Annotated in this window: 11 protein-coding genes; 3 read left to right on the top strand and 8 right to left on the bottom strand. The window is 64.5% G+C overall.

Going from position 1 to position 18,196, the window contains the following annotated elements; translation table 11 throughout:
* Positions 1 to 61: 61 nt before the first annotated feature.
* The 8 genes from F3J45_RS09915 to F3J45_RS09880 all read right to left on the bottom strand — a co-directional run bounded on the left by F3J45_RS09915 (position 62) and on the right by F3J45_RS09880 (position 14,078).
* Entirely contained in the window at positions 62 to 1,549 is a 1,488-nt protein-coding gene (locus tag F3J45_RS09915; RefSeq protein ID WP_167061011.1) for an efflux transporter outer membrane subunit, read from the bottom strand.
* Positions 1,546 to 4,653, bottom strand: a complete 3,108-nt coding sequence (locus F3J45_RS09910; protein ID WP_167061008.1) for an efflux RND transporter permease subunit — start codon at positions 4,651 to 4,653, stop codon at positions 1,546 to 1,548. The genes F3J45_RS09915 and F3J45_RS09910 overlap by 4 nt, the downstream gene beginning before the upstream one ends.
* Entirely contained in the window at positions 4,650 to 7,748 is a 3,099-nt protein-coding gene (locus F3J45_RS09905) for an MdtB/MuxB family multidrug efflux RND transporter permease subunit (protein WP_167061005.1), read from the bottom strand. Before F3J45_RS09905 ends, F3J45_RS09910 begins: the two co-directional genes overlap by 4 nt.
* Complete coding sequence (locus tag F3J45_RS09900; RefSeq protein WP_167061002.1) at positions 7,745 to 9,058, bottom strand: MdtA/MuxA family multidrug efflux RND transporter periplasmic adaptor subunit; 1,314 nt, start codon at positions 9,056 to 9,058, stop codon at positions 7,745 to 7,747. Before F3J45_RS09900 ends, F3J45_RS09905 begins: the two co-directional genes overlap by 4 nt.
* 343 nt (positions 9,059 to 9,401) lie before the next feature.
* On the bottom strand, positions 9,402 to 9,902 hold the full coding sequence (gene tpx, locus F3J45_RS09895; protein WP_167060999.1) for a thiol peroxidase: 501 nt from the start codon (positions 9,900 to 9,902) through the stop codon (positions 9,402 to 9,404).
* A gap of 168 nt (positions 9,903 to 10,070) precedes the next feature.
* On the bottom strand, positions 10,071 to 11,351 hold the full coding sequence (locus F3J45_RS09890; protein ID WP_167060996.1) for a serine/threonine transporter: 1,281 nt from the start codon (positions 11,349 to 11,351) through the stop codon (positions 10,071 to 10,073).
* 279 nt (positions 11,352 to 11,630) lie between these two features.
* A complete protein-coding gene (locus tag F3J45_RS09885; protein ID WP_167060994.1) occupies positions 11,631 to 12,827 on the bottom strand; it encodes an amino acid aminotransferase in 1,197 nt (398 codons plus the stop codon).
* Positions 12,828 to 13,052: 225 nt separating this feature from the next.
* Positions 13,053 to 14,078, bottom strand: coding sequence for an Ldh family oxidoreductase (locus F3J45_RS09880; protein WP_167060992.1), 1,026 nt, complete (start codon positions 14,076 to 14,078; stop codon positions 13,053 to 13,055).
* Between the two features lie 376 nt (positions 14,079 to 14,454).
* Between F3J45_RS09880 and F3J45_RS09875 the strand changes: the two genes are divergently transcribed.
* The 3 genes from F3J45_RS09875 (at position 14,455) to F3J45_RS09865 (ending at position 18,144) form a co-directional block, all read left to right on the top strand.
* On the top strand, positions 14,455 to 15,264 hold the full coding sequence (locus F3J45_RS09875; protein WP_167060990.1) for a gamma-glutamyl-gamma-aminobutyrate hydrolase family protein: 810 nt from the start codon (positions 14,455 to 14,457) through the stop codon (positions 15,262 to 15,264).
* Positions 15,265 to 15,764: 500 nt separating this feature from the next.
* Positions 15,765 to 16,676 carry a 5-dehydro-4-deoxyglucarate dehydratase gene (kdgD, locus tag F3J45_RS09870; protein WP_167060988.1) on the top strand — a complete coding sequence of 304 codons (912 nt, stop codon included), beginning with the start codon at positions 15,765 to 15,767 and terminating at the stop codon, positions 16,674 to 16,676.
* A 103-nt stretch (positions 16,677 to 16,779) separates the two neighbouring features.
* A complete protein-coding gene (locus tag F3J45_RS09865; RefSeq protein WP_167060986.1) occupies positions 16,780 to 18,144 on the top strand; it encodes an MFS transporter in 1,365 nt (454 codons plus the stop codon).
* Positions 18,145 to 18,196: the final 52 nt, after the last annotated feature.

Here is an 18,196-nt window from a genome sequence, read left to right as displayed (position 1 = left end):
GCTTTGCAGCCCATCGCGAGCTGCGCTCGCTCCTACGGGTGCAGCGTGTGCGCTGCGGCTATCACTCTTGCTGGGCAAACGCCTGCTCGGCCTGCCAACCGCCGCCCAGGGCGGCAATCAGCTGCACGCTGGCCACCAGGCGCCCTTGCAGCAGGTTCAACACGCTGCGCTCATTGCTAAGCGCCGTGGTTTGTACGTTCACCACATCGAGGTAGCCGATCAGCCCTGCCCGGTACTGGTTCTCGGTCAGGCGCAACGAGTCCCGCGCAGCGTCCAGCGCTTCCTGGCGCACCACCGCTTCGTCGCCGTACACCTTCAACTGCACCAGGTAGTTCTCCACTTCCTTGAAACCGTCCAGCACGGTCTGGCGGTACTTCGCCACCGTCTGGTCATACACCGCCCGGGTACGGTCCACCTCGGCGCTGCGCTTGCCGGCATCGAACAAGGTCAGCGCCAGTTGCGGCCCCACCGACCAGTAGCGGTTGGGCAACTCGATCCAGTTGCTGAAACTGCTGCTGGAATAGCCGCCGTTCATGCTCAGGCTCAAATCCGGGAAATAGGCGGCTCGGGCCACACCGATATTGGCGTTGGCAGCCATCACGTTGCGCTCGGCCGAGGCGATGTCGGGGCGCCGCTCAAGCAGTTGCGAGGGCAGCATCACCGGCACCTGCGGCAGCGCCGGCACCTGCTTGCTGTCGGCCAGGGAGAACTCGGCCGGCGCCTTGCCCAACAACACCGCAATGGCGTTCTCGAATTGCGCCCGCTGCCAGGCCAGGTCGATCAAGTCGGCCTGGGTGCTTTTGAGCTGGGTGCGTGCCTGGGCCACCGCATCCGGGCCGGCCACCCCGGCCTGGTACTGGTTCTGGTTCATCTGCAGCGAACGCTCGTAGGTGGCCACGGTGCGTTCCAGCAGGCGCTTCTGTTCATCGATAACCCGCAGCTGCAGGTAGTTCTGCACTAATTCCGACTGTTGGCTCAGGCGAATCGCGGCCAGGTCGGCAAAGCTTGCCTCGGCGCTGGCCTGGTTGGCGTTCATGGCTTCGCGCAACTTGCCCCACAGGTCGATTTCCCAACTCACGCCAAGCTGGGCGTTATAGGTGTCGCGGATACCGCTGCTGTTGTTCGACAGGCTGGAACTGGAGCTGCCGGTTCCCTGCGCCGAACGGTTCCTGCTGGTGGTCAGGTCCAGGCTTGGAAACAGCGAAGCGCGGCTGCTGCGCACCAGCGCCTGGGCCTGGCGGTACTGGGCTTCGGACTGGGCGACGGTCTGGTTGCTGCGGTTAAGCTGCTCGACCAGCGCATTGAGCTCGCTGTCCCCATAGATTTCCCACCAGGCGCCACGGGCGATGGCGTCGGACGGGTTGGCCTGGGTCCAGCCTTCGGCCTGCTTAAACTGCGCCGGGCTGCTCAACTCAGGCCGGTGGTAATCCGGGCTCAGGGTACAGGCGCTGAGCATCACCGCGCACAGCCCGGCACCGACCAGGCGCGAGCCACGCCCGCGGGTCAGCTGCTGCAAGGCACGGTGAAGTGGAGTCTGGGCAAAGGTCATAGCGGGGTTTCCAGGGCGGCGTCGGTGCGCACACCGCGCCAACGGTTGAATCGATGGCGCAGGCGGTCGAGGTACAGGTACACCACCGGCGTCGTGTAAAGGGTCAGGACCTGGCTGAACACCAGGCCGCCAATAATGGTAATGCCCAACGGCCGGCGCATTTCCGCCCCCTCGGCGCTGCTGATCAGCAGCGGCAAGGCACCGAGCATGGCGGCCAGCGTGGTCATCAGGATCGGCCGCAGGCGCAGCAGGCAGGCTCGGCGAATCGACTCCTCCGGGGTCAGCCCCTGGTGACGCTCCAACTGCAGCGCCAGGTCGATCATCAGGATCGCGTTCTTCTTCACCACGCCAATCAGCAGGAACAGCCCCAGCAGCGAAATCAGGCTGAACTCACCGCCCGTGGCGTACAGCGCAAGCAACGCGCCGACCCCGGCCGACGGCAAGGTCGAGAGGATGGTCAGGGGGTGAATGTAGCTTTCGTACAGAATACCCAGCACCAGGTACACCAGCACCAGCGCGCCGAGAATCATGAACGGCTGGCCTTCCTGGGTCTTGGCGAAGGCACTGGCGGTGCCGCCCAGCTTGGCGATCACTTCCTCGGGCAGGCCGAGCTTGGCGACTTCGCGCTCCACCGCGGCCATGGCCTGGTCAGGGCTGTAGCCTTCGGCAACATCGAAGGCGATGTCCTCGGAAGCGAATTGGCCTTCATGGCTGACGCGGTCGTTGGCCAGGCTGTTCTCGTAATGGGCGATGGTCGACAGCGGCACCCGCGCACCGTCACTGGTAATCACCTGCACCTGCTCCAGGGTGCTGGGGTCCCAGGCGTATTTCGGGTTGATTTCCAGCACCACCTGGTACTGGTTGAGGCTGTCGTAGATGGTCGAGATCTGCCGCTGGCTGTAGGCGTTGTTGAGCACCGCCGTGACCATGTCCATGTCGATGCCCAGGCGCTTGGCCTGGTCGCGGTCGACCACCAGGGTCACCTGCTGGGTGCCGGAGCCGTCGCGGGCGTCGATGGCCGTCAGCTCGGGCAGCGCACGCATGGCCGCCACCACTTTCGGGAACCACTGGCGCAAGGCCGCCAAGTCACCGCTCTGCAGGGTGTACAGGTATTGCGAAGAGGTCTGGTCGCGGCCGCCGCCGCCCAGCTGCAGGTCCTGGTCGGCCTGCAGGAACAGCCTGCCGCCAGGGACCTTGGGCATTTCCTTGCGCAGGCGCTCGATCACTTTCTGCGCATCGAGCTTGCGCTCGCTGATCGGCTTCAGGCGTACCAGCACCATGGCGTTGTTGGTGCCGCTGTTGCCGCCGATGAAGCCCGCCACGCTCTGCACCGCTGGGTCGGCGAGCAAGGCACGGCGGTAGATGTCCATCTTCGGCTGCATCACGCCGAACGACAGGCCATCGTCGCCGCGGATAAAGCCCATCAGCTGGCCGGTGTCCTGCTGCGGCATCAGGGTCTTGGGCACCAGCACGTACAGGGCGATGTTCAAGGCAATGGTCGCCAGCAGGCTGACCAGGGTCAGGCGCCGATGGCGCAAGGCCCAGCCCAGGCTGCGGTCATAGGCATTGACCAGGCGCTGGTGCTGCCTGTCGCTCCAGCGCTGCAGGCGCGACGGCTCGGCACGGTGTGGCTGCAGCCAACGCGCGCAGAGCATGGGCGTGAGGGTCAGCGACACCACCAGGGAGACGATGATCGCCGCTGCCAGGGTGATCGAGAACTCCTGGAACAGGTTGCGCACGATGCCGCCCATGAACAGGATCGAGACGAACACCGCCACCAGCGAAACGTTCATCGACAGCAGGGTGAAGCCGACCTCCTTGGCCCCCAGGAAGGCTGCGCGCATGGGCGGCTGGCCATCCTCGATATGCCGCGAGATGTTCTCCAGCACCACGATGGCATCGTCCACCACCAGCCCCGTGGCCAGGATCAGCGCCATCAGCGACAAGTTGTTCAGCGAGAAGCCGCACAGGTACATCACCGCAAAGGTGCCCACCAGCGACACCGGCACCGCCAGGCTGGGGATCAGCGAGGCGCGCAGGCTGCCCAGGAACAGGTAGACTACCAGGATCACCAGCCCCACGGCGATCAGCAGGGTATGCTCGGCCTCCTTGAGGGTGGCCTTGATCACCGGCGAGCGGTCCATGGCCACGTTCAATTGCACATTGGCCGGCAGCAGCGACTCCAGGGCCGGCAATTGCGCCTTGATCTGGTCGACGGTTTCGATGATGTTGGCGCCGGTTTGCCGGTTGACCACCAGCAACACGGCATTCTGGTCGTTGAAGAAGCCACTGTTGTAGCGGTTCTCCACGCCATCGGTGATGGTTGCAACGTCCGACAGGCGCAGGATGGTGCCGTTTTCCTGGCGGATCACGATCGGCTGGTAGTCCTTGGCTTTTTCCAGCTGGTCGTTGGCCCGTACCTGCCAGTTGCGTTCGGCGTCCTCGACGAAGCCCATGGGCCGGCGCTGGTTGGCGTTGGCCACCGCAGTGCGCACATCGTCCAGCGACACACCGTACTGGTTGAGCAACTGCGGCTCCACCGCGATGCGCACCGCTGGCAGCGAACTGCCACCGATCTGCACTTCCCCTACCCCGCTGACCTGGGCCAGGCTCTGCGACAGGATGGTGTCGGCCAGGTCGTAGAGCTGGCCTTTCTGCAGCACGTCGGAGGTCAGTGACAGCACCATGATCGGTGCCTGCGCCGGGTTGATCTTGCGGTAGGTGGGCATGCTGCGCATGCCGCTGGGCAGCAGGTTGCGGGTGGCGTTGATCGCCGCCTGCACCTCGCGCGCGGCGCCGTCGATGTCGCGCCCCATCTCGAAGCCGATCACCACCCGGGTCGAGCCCTGGTTGGAACTGCTGGTCAGGGTAGTGACGCCAGCGATGCTGCCGAGCTTGCGCTCCAGCGGCGTGGCCACGGTAGCGGCCATGACCTCGGGGCTTGCCCCGGACAGGTTGGCCGACACCACGATCACCGGGAAGTCCATTTGCGGCAGCGGCGACACCGGCAGAAGGCCGAAGCTGACCCCGCCCAGCAACATGATCGCCAGGCTCAGCAGCATGGTCGCCACCGGGCGGCGAATAAACGGTGCGGACAGGTTCATGCCTCGGCCTGCCGTGCGTCAGTGGCCGGGCGCCAGCGGCGGCTCAGGCGGTCGAAGTACAGGTAGATGACCGGCGTGGTGAACAGCGTCAGCACCTGGCTCACCAGCAGCCCACCGACCATCACCAGGCCCAGTGGCTGGCGCAACTCGGCACCGGAACCGGTGGCAAGCATCAGCGGCACGGCGCCGAACAGCGCGGCCAGGGTGGTCATCAGGATTGGCCGGAAGCGCAGCAACGCCGCCTGGTAGATGGCGTCGCGCGGGCTCATGCCTTGGTGGCGTTCGGCTTCCAGGGCGAAGTCGATCATCATGATCGCGTTCTTCTTGACGATGCCGATCAGCAGGATGATACCGATGATCGCGATCATGCCCAGGTCGTTGCCGCTGAGGATCAGCGCCAGCAAGGCGCCGACCGCCGCCGACGGCAGGGTCGAGAGGATGGTCACCGGGTGAATGTAGCTCTCGTAGAGCACACCCAGCACGATGTACATGGTCACCACGGCGGCAAGAATCAGCAGCAAGGTGCTCGACAGCGACGCCTGGAAGGCGTCGGCCGCACCCTGGAAGCGGGTTTGCACGCCCAACGGCATGCCGATGTCCTGCTGCACCTGTTCGATCACCTTCACCGCCTCGCCCAGGGAGGCGCCATGGGCCAGGTTGAACGACAGGGTCACTGCCGGGAACTGGCCGATATGGGAGATGGCCAACTGGGCCTGGCGCTGCTCGATGCGCGCCAGCGCCGACAAGCGCACCTGGCTGCCATCGGTGGCCTTGACGTGGATCGACTCCAGCGCCGCCGGGCCAATGACCGCGGCATCCCGCGCCTGCAGCACCACGCGGTATTGGCTGGCCTGGGTGTAGATGGTGGAAATCTGCCGCTGGCCGAAGGCGTCGTACAGGGCGTTGGTGATCTGCGACACGCTGATGCCCAGGCGGCTGGCCATGTCGCGGTCGATCACCAGGTACACCTGCAGGCCTTTGTCCTGCAGGTCACTGGCCACATCCTGCAGTTCGGGGCGCGCCTGCAGGGCCCGCACCAGCGTGCCACTCCACTGCGCCAGCAGGTCGGCGTCGGGCGACGACAGGCTGAACTGGTATTGGGTGCGGCTGACCCGGTCCTCGATGCTCAGGTCCTGCACCGGCTGCATGTACAGGCGGATGCCCACCAGTTTGTCGAGCTGCGGCTGCAGGCGGCTGATGACTTCGCTGGCGGTGACGTCGCGCTCGCCGTGTGGCTTGAGGTTGATCAGCAAGCGGCCGCTGTTGAGCGTGGCGTTATCGCCGTCCACGCCAATGTACGACGACAGGCTCTGCACCGCCGGGTCCTTGAGAATCAGCTGGCTCAGCGCCTGCTGGCGCTCGCTCATGGCGGCGAACGAGGTCGACTGCGGGGCCTCGGAAATACCCTGGATCACCCCGGTGTCCTGCACCGGGAAGAAACCTTTGGGCACCGCCATGTACAGCACCACGGTCAGCGCCAGGCTGGCCACGGCCACCAGCAGGGTCAGCGGCTGGTGCCGGAGCACCCACTGCAGGCCGCGGCCATAGTGTTCGATCAGCCAGTCGATCCAGGCACCGCTGGCGCGGTAGAAGCGGCCCTGCTCGTGGGCCTCGGGCTCGCGCTTGAGCAGGCGCGCGCACATCATCGGCGTCAGGGTCAGCGACACCACCAGGGAAATCAGGATCGCCACCGCCAAGGTGATGGCGAACTCGCGGAACAGGCGCCCGACCACATCGGCCATGAACAGCAGCGGGATCAGTACCGCAATCAGCGAGAAGGTCAGCGAGATCAGGGTGAAGCCGATCTGCCGGGCGCCCTTGAGCGCGGCCTGCATCGGCGTCTCGCCCTCCTCGATGTGCCGCGAGATGTTCTCCAGCATGACGATGGCGTCGTCGACCACGAAGCCGGTGGCGATGGTCAGCGCCATCAGGGTCAGGTTGTTGATCGAGAAACCGGCCAGGTACATCACGCCGAAGGTGCCGATCAGCGACAGCGGCACGGCAATCGACGGAATCAGGGTAGCGCTGAAGCGGCGCAGGAATACGAAGGTGACCATCACCACCAGCACGATGGCGATCAGCAGTTCATGCTGGACATCCTTGACCGCCGCGCGAATGGTCTGGGTGCGGTCGGTGAGCACCGACACGTCAAGGCCTGCCGGCAGGTTGTCGGTGATCGACGGCAGCAGCTGCTTGATGCGGTCGACCACCTCGATCACGTTGGCACCGGGCTGGCGCTGGATATTCAACAGCACTGCCTGGTTCTGGTTGGCCCAGGCCGCCAGGCGCTCGTTCTCGGCGCCATCGACGATCTCGGCCACATCCTTCAGGCGCAGGGGCGCACCGTTGGTGTAGGCCAGGATCAGGTTGGCGTACTCCTCGGGGGAACGCAGCTGGTCATTGGCATCGAGCATCGACACCCGGGTCGGGCCGTCGAAGTTGCCCTTGGGCTGGTTGACGTTGGAAGCGCCGATCAGGGTGCGCACATCGTCAAGGTTCAGGCCATTGGCCGCCAGGGCATCGACATTGACCTTGATCCGCACCGCCTGGCGCTGGCCACCGGCAATGCTGACCATGCCCACGCCGCTGATCTGCGCAAGCTTCTGCGCCACGCGGGTGTCGACCAGGTCGTTGAGCTTGGGCAGCGGCATGGTCTTGCTGGAAATCGCCAGGGTCAGCACCGGGGTGTCGGCCGGGTTGACCTTGTTGTAAACCGGCGGCGCCGGCAGGTCGCTGGGCAGCAAGTTGCTGGCGGCGTTGATGGCCGCCTGCACCTGCTGCTCGGCAACGTCCATGTTCATGTCCAGGCTGAAGCGCAGGGTCAGCACCGAGGCGCCGCCGGAGCTGGTCGAAGCCATCTGCTCCAGGCCCGGCATCTGGCCGAACTGGCGCTCCAGCGGGGCGGTGACGGCGCTGGTCATCACCTGTGGGCTGGCGCCGGGGTACAGGGTCATGACCCGGATGGTCGGGTAGTCGACCTGGGGCAAGGCCGACACCGGCAGCAGCTTGTAGGCGATCAGGCCGGCCAGGACGATGGCCAGCATGGTCAGCGTGGTGGCGACCGGGCGCAGGATGAACAGGCGGGACAGGTTCATGCGCCCGCCTTGGCTGCCGCTTTAGCCGAAGGCCGCTCATCGGCCTGGGCCGAGCCCTTGGCGTCCTGGCCCTGCAAGTGCTGGCCAGGGGTGGTGGGCACCTGCGAGCTGTCTTCGACCACTTCGACCTTGGTGCCTTCGCGCAGGCGGTCGGTGCCTTCGAGCACCAGGCGGTCACCGGCCTTGAGGCCGTCGAGGATCACGCTGTTCTGGCCGTCGCTGGCGCCGACCTTGAGCTTGCGAACGTTGACGGTGTTCTGCGCGTTCACCACATAGGCGAAGGTGCCGTCGTTGCCGAACTGTACGGCCGCCGCCGGGGCCAGTACCACTTGCTTGAGGGTGTCGGCCAGCAGGCGCACGTTGACGAACTGGTTGGGGAACAGGGCCAGGTCCTTGTTCTCGAAGCGGCCCTTGAACTTCAGGGTGCCGGTGGTGGTGTCGATCTGGTTGTCGATGCTGCCCAGCACGCCGCTGGCCTGCAGCTTGCTGTCACTGCGGTCCCAGGCTTCGACCGGCAGGCTGGCGCCGCTGCGGTAGCGCTCAAGCACGGTGCTCAGCTCGGTTTCCGGCAAGGTGAAGGCCACGTTGATCGGCTCGGTCTGGGTGATTATCACCAGCGCGGTGGTGTCGTTGGCTGCCACCAGGTTGCCCAGGTCGAGCTGGCGCAGGCCCACACGGCCGCTGATGGGTGCGCGGATCTGGGTGAAATCGAGGTTCAGGCGGGCATCGTTGACCTGCGCCTGGTTGGTCTTGACCAGCCCCTGGAACTGCCCTACCTGGGCTTCGGCGGTGTCGAGGGTCTGCTTGGCGATGCTGTCCTGGTCGAACAGGCCTTTATAGCGCGCCAGGTCGACCTGGGCGTTTTTCAGCTGCGCCTGGTTCTGTGCCAGCGTGCCTTCGGCCTGCTGCAGGGCGATACGGTAGGAACGCGGGTCGATTTCGGCGAGCAGGTCGCCGGCCTTGACCTGCTGGCCTTCCTTGAAGTGGATCTTGACCAGCTCACCGGCCACGCGGCTACGCACGTTGACGGTGTTGGTGGCGGTGACCGTGCCCAGGGCCTTGTAGTACAGCGGGAAGTCACCCACTTTCACAGGTTCCACACGCACCGGCACCGGGTCCGTGGAGCCGCCAAAGCCCGGGCGCCCGCCCATGCCCATGCCTGCGCCCTTGCCGCCACGCCCGCCACCGGCGGCCTTGTGCTCGGGCGCTGTTGCTGCGGGCCACAACCACCAGGCGAGCAACGCCACCAGAAGCAGGATCAGCAGGCCGACGAGCCAGCGACGAGGGGATCGGGAATTGGACACTTGCATGGGTTGAACGAACCTTGTTCAGAAATGGCGGCTGGGGGATGTGAACGATAAGCACTGGCACCGTTATAGCAAAGTCCCTTTACCAGAGGTTTACCTTTGCCTGACGTTGCCAAGACGCTGAACTTTAAATGAAAACGGCCCGGAAAAGGTTCCGGGCCGTTACAGGGTGTTGCTTGGAGCGATGGCGGGCTGACGAGTTCCTTAACCTACCGCAGCCCTTTCGCGGGTAAACCCGCTCCCACTGGGATGTCACATCCCCAACGGAATGCGCCGTGTAGGAGCGGGCTTGCCCCGCGAAAGGGCCGGCACAGGCTGCAACAACCCGCCCTGCCCCAGCCCATCCTTACTTCAGCACCGCCAGGGCTGCCTCGTAGTTCGGCTCGTGGGCGATTTCGCCAACCAGCTCGCTGTGCAGCACCTTGTCGTTCTCGTCCAGCACCACCACCGCACGGGCAGCCAGGCCAGCCAGCGGGCCGTCGGCAATGGCAACGCCGTAGTTCTGCAGGAACTCGGCACCGCGCAGGGTCGACAGGTTCTTCACGTTCTCCAGGCCTTCAGCACCGCAGAAGCGCGCCTGGGCGAACGGCAGGTCGGCCGAGATGCACAGCACCACGGTGTTGGCCACGTCGTTGGCCTGGGCGTTGAACTTGCGCACGGAGGTGGCGCAGGTTGGGGTGTCAACGCTTGGGAAGATGTTCAGCACCTTGCGCTTGCCAGCGAAGCTTTCCAGCGTGGTGTCGGCCAGGTCGCCGGCTACCAGGGAGAAAGCAGGTGCCTGGGCGCCAGCCTTCGGCAGCTCGCCCTTGACCTGTACCGGGTTGCCTTTGAGAGTCACTTGAGCCATGGCGGAAATCCTTATGCGGGGTTTGAAAAGGACCCTGAGTTAAGCATGAAGCAGCGCAAGTGCCTATAAGCAAACGTGAAATTGTTTTATTGCCGGACAATTATTGTGGACAAAAAAATGTCCGGGTGGCGACAGCCGACCCGGACATTGCTCATCTGGCGCGGTGTATCACGGGATCAGGCCGTACACCACCGAGGTCAGCGCCACGACGCCGATCACGACCACGAACACGTTGGACAGCGCACCGCTGTACTTGCGCATCGACGGCACGCGACGAATGGCGTACATCGGCATCAGGAACAGCAGCACGGCGAGAATCGGGCCGCCCAGCGACTCGATCATGCCCAGGATGCTTGGGTTGAGCGTGGCAACCACCCAGCACACCACCAGCATCAGCGCGGCAACCACACGGTCCAGGGCCTTGGCGCCCGGACGCGCGCCGGTCTTGGCAATGATGCCCTTGAGGCCTTCGCTGGCGCCGATGTAGTGGCCCAGGAACGACTTGGCAATGGCCACGAACGCGATCAACGGTGCGGCAAAGGCGATGGTCGGGTTGCTGAAGTGGTTGGCCAGGTACGACAGGATCGACAGGTTCTGCGCCTTGGCTTCGGCCAGTTGGGCGCTGTCGAGGGTCAGTACGCAGCTGAACACGAAGAACAGCACCATCACCACCATCAGCAGGTGGGCACGGCGCAGGATCTGGCCGCTACGCTGGTCGGCGTGCTCGCCGTAGCTGCGCTTCTGGTCCACCGCGAAGGCCGAGATGATCGGCGAATGGTTGAACGAGAACACCATCACCGGAATCGCCAGCCACAGGGTATGCAGGAAGGCCGAGCCCGACGGCACCTGGGCGGCGCTGTCGAGGATGCCGCCGGTCCAGTGCGGCACCAGGTACAGGCCCAGCAGCGCCAGGGCAACGATGAACGGGTAGACCAGCAGGCTCATCACCTTGACCGTGGCTTGCTCGCCGCAGCGCACGATCGCCAGCAGGCCGAGAATCAGCACGAACGACAGGATCGCCCGTGGCGGTGGCGCCATGTGCAACTGGTGCTCCATGAAGCTGCTGACGGTGTTGGTCAGTGCCACGCTGTAGATCAGCAGGATCGGGAAGATGGCGAAGAAGTACAGCACCGTGATCAGCGCACCGGCCTTGATGCCGAAATGCTCCTCGACCACCTGGGTGATGTCGCCACCGCTGCGCCCGGACAGCACGAAACGGGTCAGTGCACGGTGGGAGAAGTAGGTCATGGGGAAGGCCAGCGCCGCCAGGATCAGCAGCGGCCAGAAGCCGCCGAGGCCGGCGTTGATCGGCAGGAACAGGGTTCCGGCGCCAATGGCTGTGCCAAACAGGCCCAGCATCCAGGTAGTGTCGTGACGCGACCAGCTGCCGAGGGTGGCGGGGGTCGATTCTGCAAAGCGTTGTTCAACGCTTGGGGCCTGCTCATTCATTCCGGGTGAAGCTCCACTCGCAAGACTGCAACAGGCTGAGAATGGCGAAACAGTGCGCTCGCCCAACTCAACCGGAAAAGAGGGGCGCGATTGTGCACGGAAAGGTTGCACTTGCGAAGCCCCAATCCGAGGGGCGGTTGCACTTGTCTTTACAAGCAGGTTGTGCCTGCACCCAATTGTGTAGGAGCGGGCTTGCCCCGCGAACACGGGCCAAGCCCGTGCCAGGCACCGAGGCGCCTGCTTCGCGGGGCAAGCCCGCCCCTACACATGGCACCTGGGTTATCGTTGAACGGCGGCGAACGCTTCGGCGACCTGCTTGAGGTTGTCAGGGCGCAAGCCCGACATGCACACCCGGCCGCTGTCGATCAGGTACACGCCGAACTCGTCACGCAGGCGACGCACCTGCTCGACGCTGAACCCGGTGTAGCTGAACATGCCGCGCTGGCGCAGGAAGAACTGGAAGTCCTGGCCCGGCAGCAGCACCGCCAGGGCGTCGACCAGCGCCTGGCGCATGTCGAGGATACGCTTGCGCATCACTTCCACTTCCGCCGCCCACTGGGCGTTCAGGGCCGCATCGCCGAGCACGCCGGCAACCAGTTGGGCACCGAAGTTGGGCGGGCTGGAGTAGTTGCGGCGCACGGTCGCCTTGAGCTGGCCGAGCACGCTCTGGGTGGTGGCTTCGTCGTCGCAGACCACCGACAGGCCCCCTACCCGCTCGCCGTACAGCGAGAAGATCTTGGAGAACGAGTTGCTGACCAGGCACGGCACGCCGGCACGGGCCATTTCGCGAATGGCATAGGCGTCTTCGACCAGGCCTTCGCCGAAGCCCTGGTAGGCGATGTCGAGGAACGGAATCAGCTGGCGCGCCTTGACCACTTCCACCACTTGCTGCCACTGCTGCGGTTCCAGGTCGGCACCGGTGGGGTTATGGCAGCACGGGTGCAGCAGCACGATGCTGTTGGCCGGCAGGCCCTGCAGGGCTTGCAGCATGCCGGCAAAGTCGACGCCACGGCTGGCCTGGTCGAAGTACGGGTAGCTGTGCACCTTGAACCCGGCACCTTCGAAGATCGCGCGGTGGTTGTCCCAGGTCGGGTTGCTGACCCAGACTTCCGACTGCGGGAAGTAACGCTTGAGGAAATCGGCACCCACCTTCAGCGCGCCGGAGCCGCCAACGGTCTGCACGGTGGCCACGCGCTTGCCGGTCACGGCCGGGTGGTCATTGCCAAACAGCAGCGCCTGGATAGCCTGGCGGTAGCTGGCCAGGCCTTCCATGGGCAGGTACAGCGAGGCTTCGTGGGCTTGGCTGGCGATGCGTTTTTCCACCGCATCCACCGCCGCCAACTGCGGCACCACGCCAGCCTCATCGTAATACAGGCCAATACTCAGGTTGACCTTGTTGGCGCGCGGGTCGGCCTTGAAGGTTTCCATCAACGAGAGGATCGGGTCGCCGGCATAGGCATCGACATGTTTGAACACAGCGTGCAGCTCCTTGGATCAGGACAGTTCGGAAAGGCTGCCCCGAGGATACCCGCAGTTGCGCCCGAGGAACATCACATAAGTGCAAGGTTGTCTATGCAACATTGCACGCTGCGATCCTCTTGTAGGAGCGGGCTTGCCCCGCGAACACCGGCAGAGCCGGTGCCATGCATCGCGGTGCCTGCTTCGCGGGTCAAGCCCGCTCCTTTCAATCAGTGGGCCCGTTCAGCCAAGCAACGCCCGCAACCCTTGCAACTCCCCTTCACTCACCGCCACCCCCTCACGCCCTGCCACTTCACGCTCACGATAGCGCCGCTCTCCTGGCATCCGCGACAACCCCGCCGCCTGCATCTGCTCAACCAGCTCCCGGCTGCGCTGGGCAAACCGATCCCCTTCGGCCTTGCTCGGGTCGATGACGATAATCAGCTGCCCGGTCCACGGCGTCTTCGCCCCGGGATGCCCCGACCAGTCGAATTCCCAGGAGAAATGCCCGCCGGTCAACGCCGCCGCCAGCAGCTCGACCATCATCGACAGCGCCGAGCCCTTGTGCTCGCCAAACGGCAACAACGCGCCGCCTTCCAGAATGGCCTTGGGGTCGGTGGTGGGCTGCCCATCGGCATCCACGCCCATGCCTGCGGGCAGTTGCTGGCCCTCGCGCGCCGCAATCTGCACATCGCCGTGGGCCATGGCGCTGGTGGCCATGTCGAAGACAATCGGCTCATGCCCCGCGCACGGCGCGGCAAAGGCAATTGGGTTGGTGCCGAACAGCGGCTTGCGTGCACCGTGGGGCACCACGCAGGTCATGCTGTTGACCACGCTCAGGGCCACCAGGCCCTGCTCGGCGAACGGCTCGACATCCGGCCACAGCGCGGCGAAATGGTGCGAGTTGTGAATCGCCAGCACGGCGATGCCGGCGTTGCGGGCTTTTTCCACCAGCAAGGCGCGCGCCGCCGCCAGCGCCGGCTGGGCAAAGCCGCCGCGTGCATCCACACGCACGAACCCCGGCGCCACATCGCTCACCTGGGGTACAGCGCGGCCATCGACCCAGCCGCTGGCCAGGGTCGACACGTAACCGGGCATGCGAAACACCCCGTGGCTGTGGGCGCCATCGCGCTGGGCGCTGGCGCAGTTGTCGGCCAGCACTGCGGCCACCGCCTCGCTGCAGCCGTGGCGCTGGAAAATGGCCTGCAACAACCCTTGCAACTCAGCCAGGGGCATGCGCAAGGACGGGCCGGAAGACGATGCAGACATCTGTAGCTCCTTTGTTGGAATTGGACTGGCGACAGGTGAGGCAAGCAAACCTTTGCATGACCAGGCCTGCCCAGCAAGGGCTGCCCGATCATTGCGCGGCTGCAATGAGCCGCTTGCATCGTTAAATATTATTGACCAAGCCCCCTGCCAAACCCTTGCCGGCTGAGGCTCGCAAGGGTTTAAGCCCCGTATTTAGGCGCCCGGAGGCGTTTTTGCTCGTTTGACATATCGAACGGCTCTGGCAAGCTATCCACAAGCCCCGACCGGCATCGCCCACTGACGAGCCGGCAGTGCTCGGGACTTCAGGTAGCACATCGAGGCCAAGGCCGTGCACCTGCACAACAACGACAGGCAGAGCCCTGTCATAAGGTGACATATGTCCAACAGCAACATTGGCAACAAGCAACCTTCCCTGCGCAAACCCGTCGTCCTGATGACCATGGGCAGCCAAGAGCGCAAAGGCCATGACTACCAGGTCATGACCCACAAATACATCACCCCGCTGGTCGACTTCGCCGATTGCGTGCCGGTTCTGGTGCCCACCTGCTGTGGCATCGACGACCTGGACACCTACCTGGACATGGCCGACGGCGTGTACCTGACCGGCGCGGGCAGCAACATCGACCCGGCGCTGTACGGCCAGGAGAACCAAACCCCCGGCAAGGGCCAGGACCAGAACCGCGACCTGTTCGACATTCCGCTGGTCAAGGCGGCGATCAAGCGTGGCCTGCCGATCTTCGGCATCTGCCGCGGCATGCAGGAAATCAACGTGGCCTTGGGCGGTGACATCTACCAGAAGGTGTATGCCGAGCCAGGCTTCAACGACCACCGGGAAAACCCGGAAGATCCGGTTGAGGTGCAGTACGCGCAGGTGCATGGCGTGAAAATCAAGCCGGGCAGCTGGCTGCGCGACACCCTGGGCACCGACGAAATTCGCGTCAACTCGCTGCATGGCCAGGGCCTGCGTAACCTGGGCGCCGGTATCGAGCCAATCGCCCATGCCGAGGACGGCCTGGTCGAGGCGATTCATGCGCCAAGCATTTCGCCGTTCCTGTTTGCCGTGCAGTGGCACCCGGAATGGCAAGCGGCGAAGAACCCGGACTCGATCAAGATGTTCCAGGCCTTCGGCGACGCCTGCCGCGCCCAGGTGCGCAAAGCCCAGATCAAGCGCCAACAGGCAGCCTGATCGCCCGGTTTCAGCTTCGTTAGTTTTGATCGCGGGGCGGCGCAAGGCCGCCCCCGTTTTCCCGGTCACCCTCTGCTGGTCCCAGAACACCTCCCGTGGAAGCGGGCGGCGGGCTTGTGCCTGTCTCCGCGATCGTTTTTTTATTTCCCTTTGTTAGAGATACGATGACTGCTCAGGTGGTTGTCTTGGGATTTTCTGCGCCTGGGAGATCGAGCGCCGCCCGCGCGGCGCTTCGCGAACTGCGCTCGCTCCTACGTTTTTTTCGGGCCAATTATTCCTGCCGGAAACAAACGTAGGAGCGACCGTAGGTCGCGATGCGCCGCGCGGGCGGCGCTCGATATCCGCACCACCGCAAAACTCAAACCGATCACCCGCCCACCCAGACACCCACACAAAAATTTTCTGCCAAGGGGGACTAGCCATCAAGCAGGTTGTACGATAACTTACCTCCAACACAGAACAACACCCTTCACCCCAAGCGCCACAGGATGCCAACAACAATGACTCCACAAGAACTGAAATCCATCCTCTCCCACGGCCTGCTGTCTTTCCCGGTCACCGACTTCAACGCCCAGGGCGACTTCCACCAGGCCGGCTACATCAAGCGCCTGGAATGGCTGGCCCCCTACGGCGCCAGCGCGCTGTTCGCCGCCGGTGGCACCGGTGAGTTCTTCTCCCTGGCCGCCAGCGAGTACAGCCAGGTAATCAAGACCGCCGTCGACACCTGCGCCAAGTCGGTTCCGATTCTCGCCGGCGTGGGCGGCTCCACCCGCCAGGCCATCGAATACGCGCAAGAAGCCGAGCGCCTGGGGGCCAAGGGCCTGCTGCTGCTGCCACACTACCTGACCGAAGCCAGCCAGGACGGCGTTGCCGCCCACGTCGAAGCCGTGTGCAAATCGGTGAAGATCGGCGTAGTGGTGTACAACCGCAACGTCTGCCGCCTGAACGCCAACCTGCTCGAACAACTGGCCGAGCGCTGCCCGAACCTGATCGGCTACAAGGATGGCCTGGGCGACATCGAACTGATGGTGTCGATCCGTCGCCGCCTGGGTGACCGTTTCAGCTACCTGGGTGGCCTGCCGACCGCCGAGGTGTATGCTGCCGCTTACAAGGCCCTCGGTGTGCCGGTGTACTCCTCGGCGGTGTTCAACTTCATTCCCAAGACCGCGATGGACTTCTACCACGCCATCGCCCGCGACGATCACGCCACCGTGGCCAAGCTGATCGACGATTTCTTCCTGCCGTACCTGGACATCCGCAACCGCAAGGCAGGCTACGCCGTGAGCATCGTCAAGGCCGGCGCCAAGATTGCCGGTTACGATGCAGGCCCGGTTCGCACGCCACTGACCGACCTCACCGCCGAAGAATATGAAATGCTCGCCGCCCTGATGGACAAGATGGGCCCGCAATAAGCGCACCCCGCGGCCTGCCAATGCCGCCTCCGGAGTGGGCCTGCCCCACTCCGGCTACAACTCGTGAGCCCGCACAAAAATAACTAGTGGGAGTATTACCAGCATGCAAGCGACTAAAAAGACGCATGTGCGCTACCTGATCCTGTTCATGCTGTTCCTGGTGACCACGATCAACTACGCAGACCGAGCCACCATCGCCATCGCAGGCTCCAGCCTGCAGAAAGACCTCGGCATCGACGCCGTTACCCTCGGTTATATCTTCTCCGCCTTCGGATGGGCTTACGTGGCCGGGCAAATTCCCGGCGGCTGGTTGCTGGACCGCTTCGGTTCGAAGAACGTCTACGCCTTCAGCATCTTCACCTGGTCACTGTTCACCCTGCTGCAGGGCTTTGTCGGCGGCCTGCCAGTGGCCTGGGCCGTGGTCACCCTGTTCACCCTGCGCTTTCTGGTCGGGTTCGCCGAAGCCCCGTCGTTCCCGGGCAACGCCCGTGTGGTCGCGGCCTGGTTCCCAACCCAGGAGCGCGGCACTGCCTCGGCGATCTTCAACTCGGCGCAATACTTCGCCACCGCCCTGTTCGCCCCGATCATGGGCTGGATCGTGTTCAGCTTCGGCTGGGAACACGTGTTCGTGGTGATGGGTGGCCTGGGGATCGTGTTCTCCATGGTGTGGCTCAAGACCATCTACAACCCACGCCAACACCCGCGCATCAGCCAAAGCGAACTCGACCACATCGAGCAGAACGGCGGCCTGGTCGACATGGACCAGAAACGCGGCAACGACGGCCCGAAATGGGGCTACATCAAGCAACTGCTGACCAGCCGCATGCTGCTGGGCGTGTACCTGGGCCAGTATTGCATCAACGCCATCACCTACTTCTTCCTCACCTGGTTCCCGGTGTACCTGGTGCAGGAGCGCGGCATGACCATCCTCAAGGCAGGCTTCATCGCCTCGCTGCCGGCGGTGTGCGGTTTCATCGGTGGCGTGCTGGGCGGGGTGATCTCGGACTGGCTGCTGCGCCGTGGCAACTCGCTGACCTTCTCGCGCAAGCTGCCGATCGTCTGCGGCCTGTTGCTGTCGACCACCATGGTCTTCTGCAACTACGTGGATGCCGAATGGATGGTGGTCGGTTTCATGACCCTGGCCTTCTTCGGCAAAGGCATCGGCGCGCTGGGCTGGGCGGTGGTGGCAGACACCTCGCCCAAGCAGATCGCCGGGCTGTCGGGCGGCCTGTTCAACACCTTCGGCAACATCGCCTCGATCACCACGCCCATCGTCATCGGCTACATCATCAGCGCCACCGGCTCGTTCAAGTGGGCCTTGGTGTACGTGGGCGCCAACGCCTTGGTGGCGGTGTTCAGCTACCTGGTGATCGTCGGCCCGATCAAGCGAATCGAGCTGCTCGAAGACGCCCCCAAGCCACAGGCTGAGCCCGTCGCCCCAGGCGAACTGGCCAGCTCGCGCCACTGAGTGAACACGCCCGCGCGGGCCACAGCCTGCGCGGGCGGATGTACAAAAAGCC

Origin of the sequence: Pantoea sp. Ap-967, assembly GCF_011752565.1 — a bacterium.
In the GTDB taxonomy this organism is placed as follows: Bacteria; Pseudomonadota; Gammaproteobacteria; order Pseudomonadales; family Pseudomonadaceae; genus Aquipseudomonas.
This window is presented reverse-complemented; position numbering and strand designations above follow the sequence as displayed.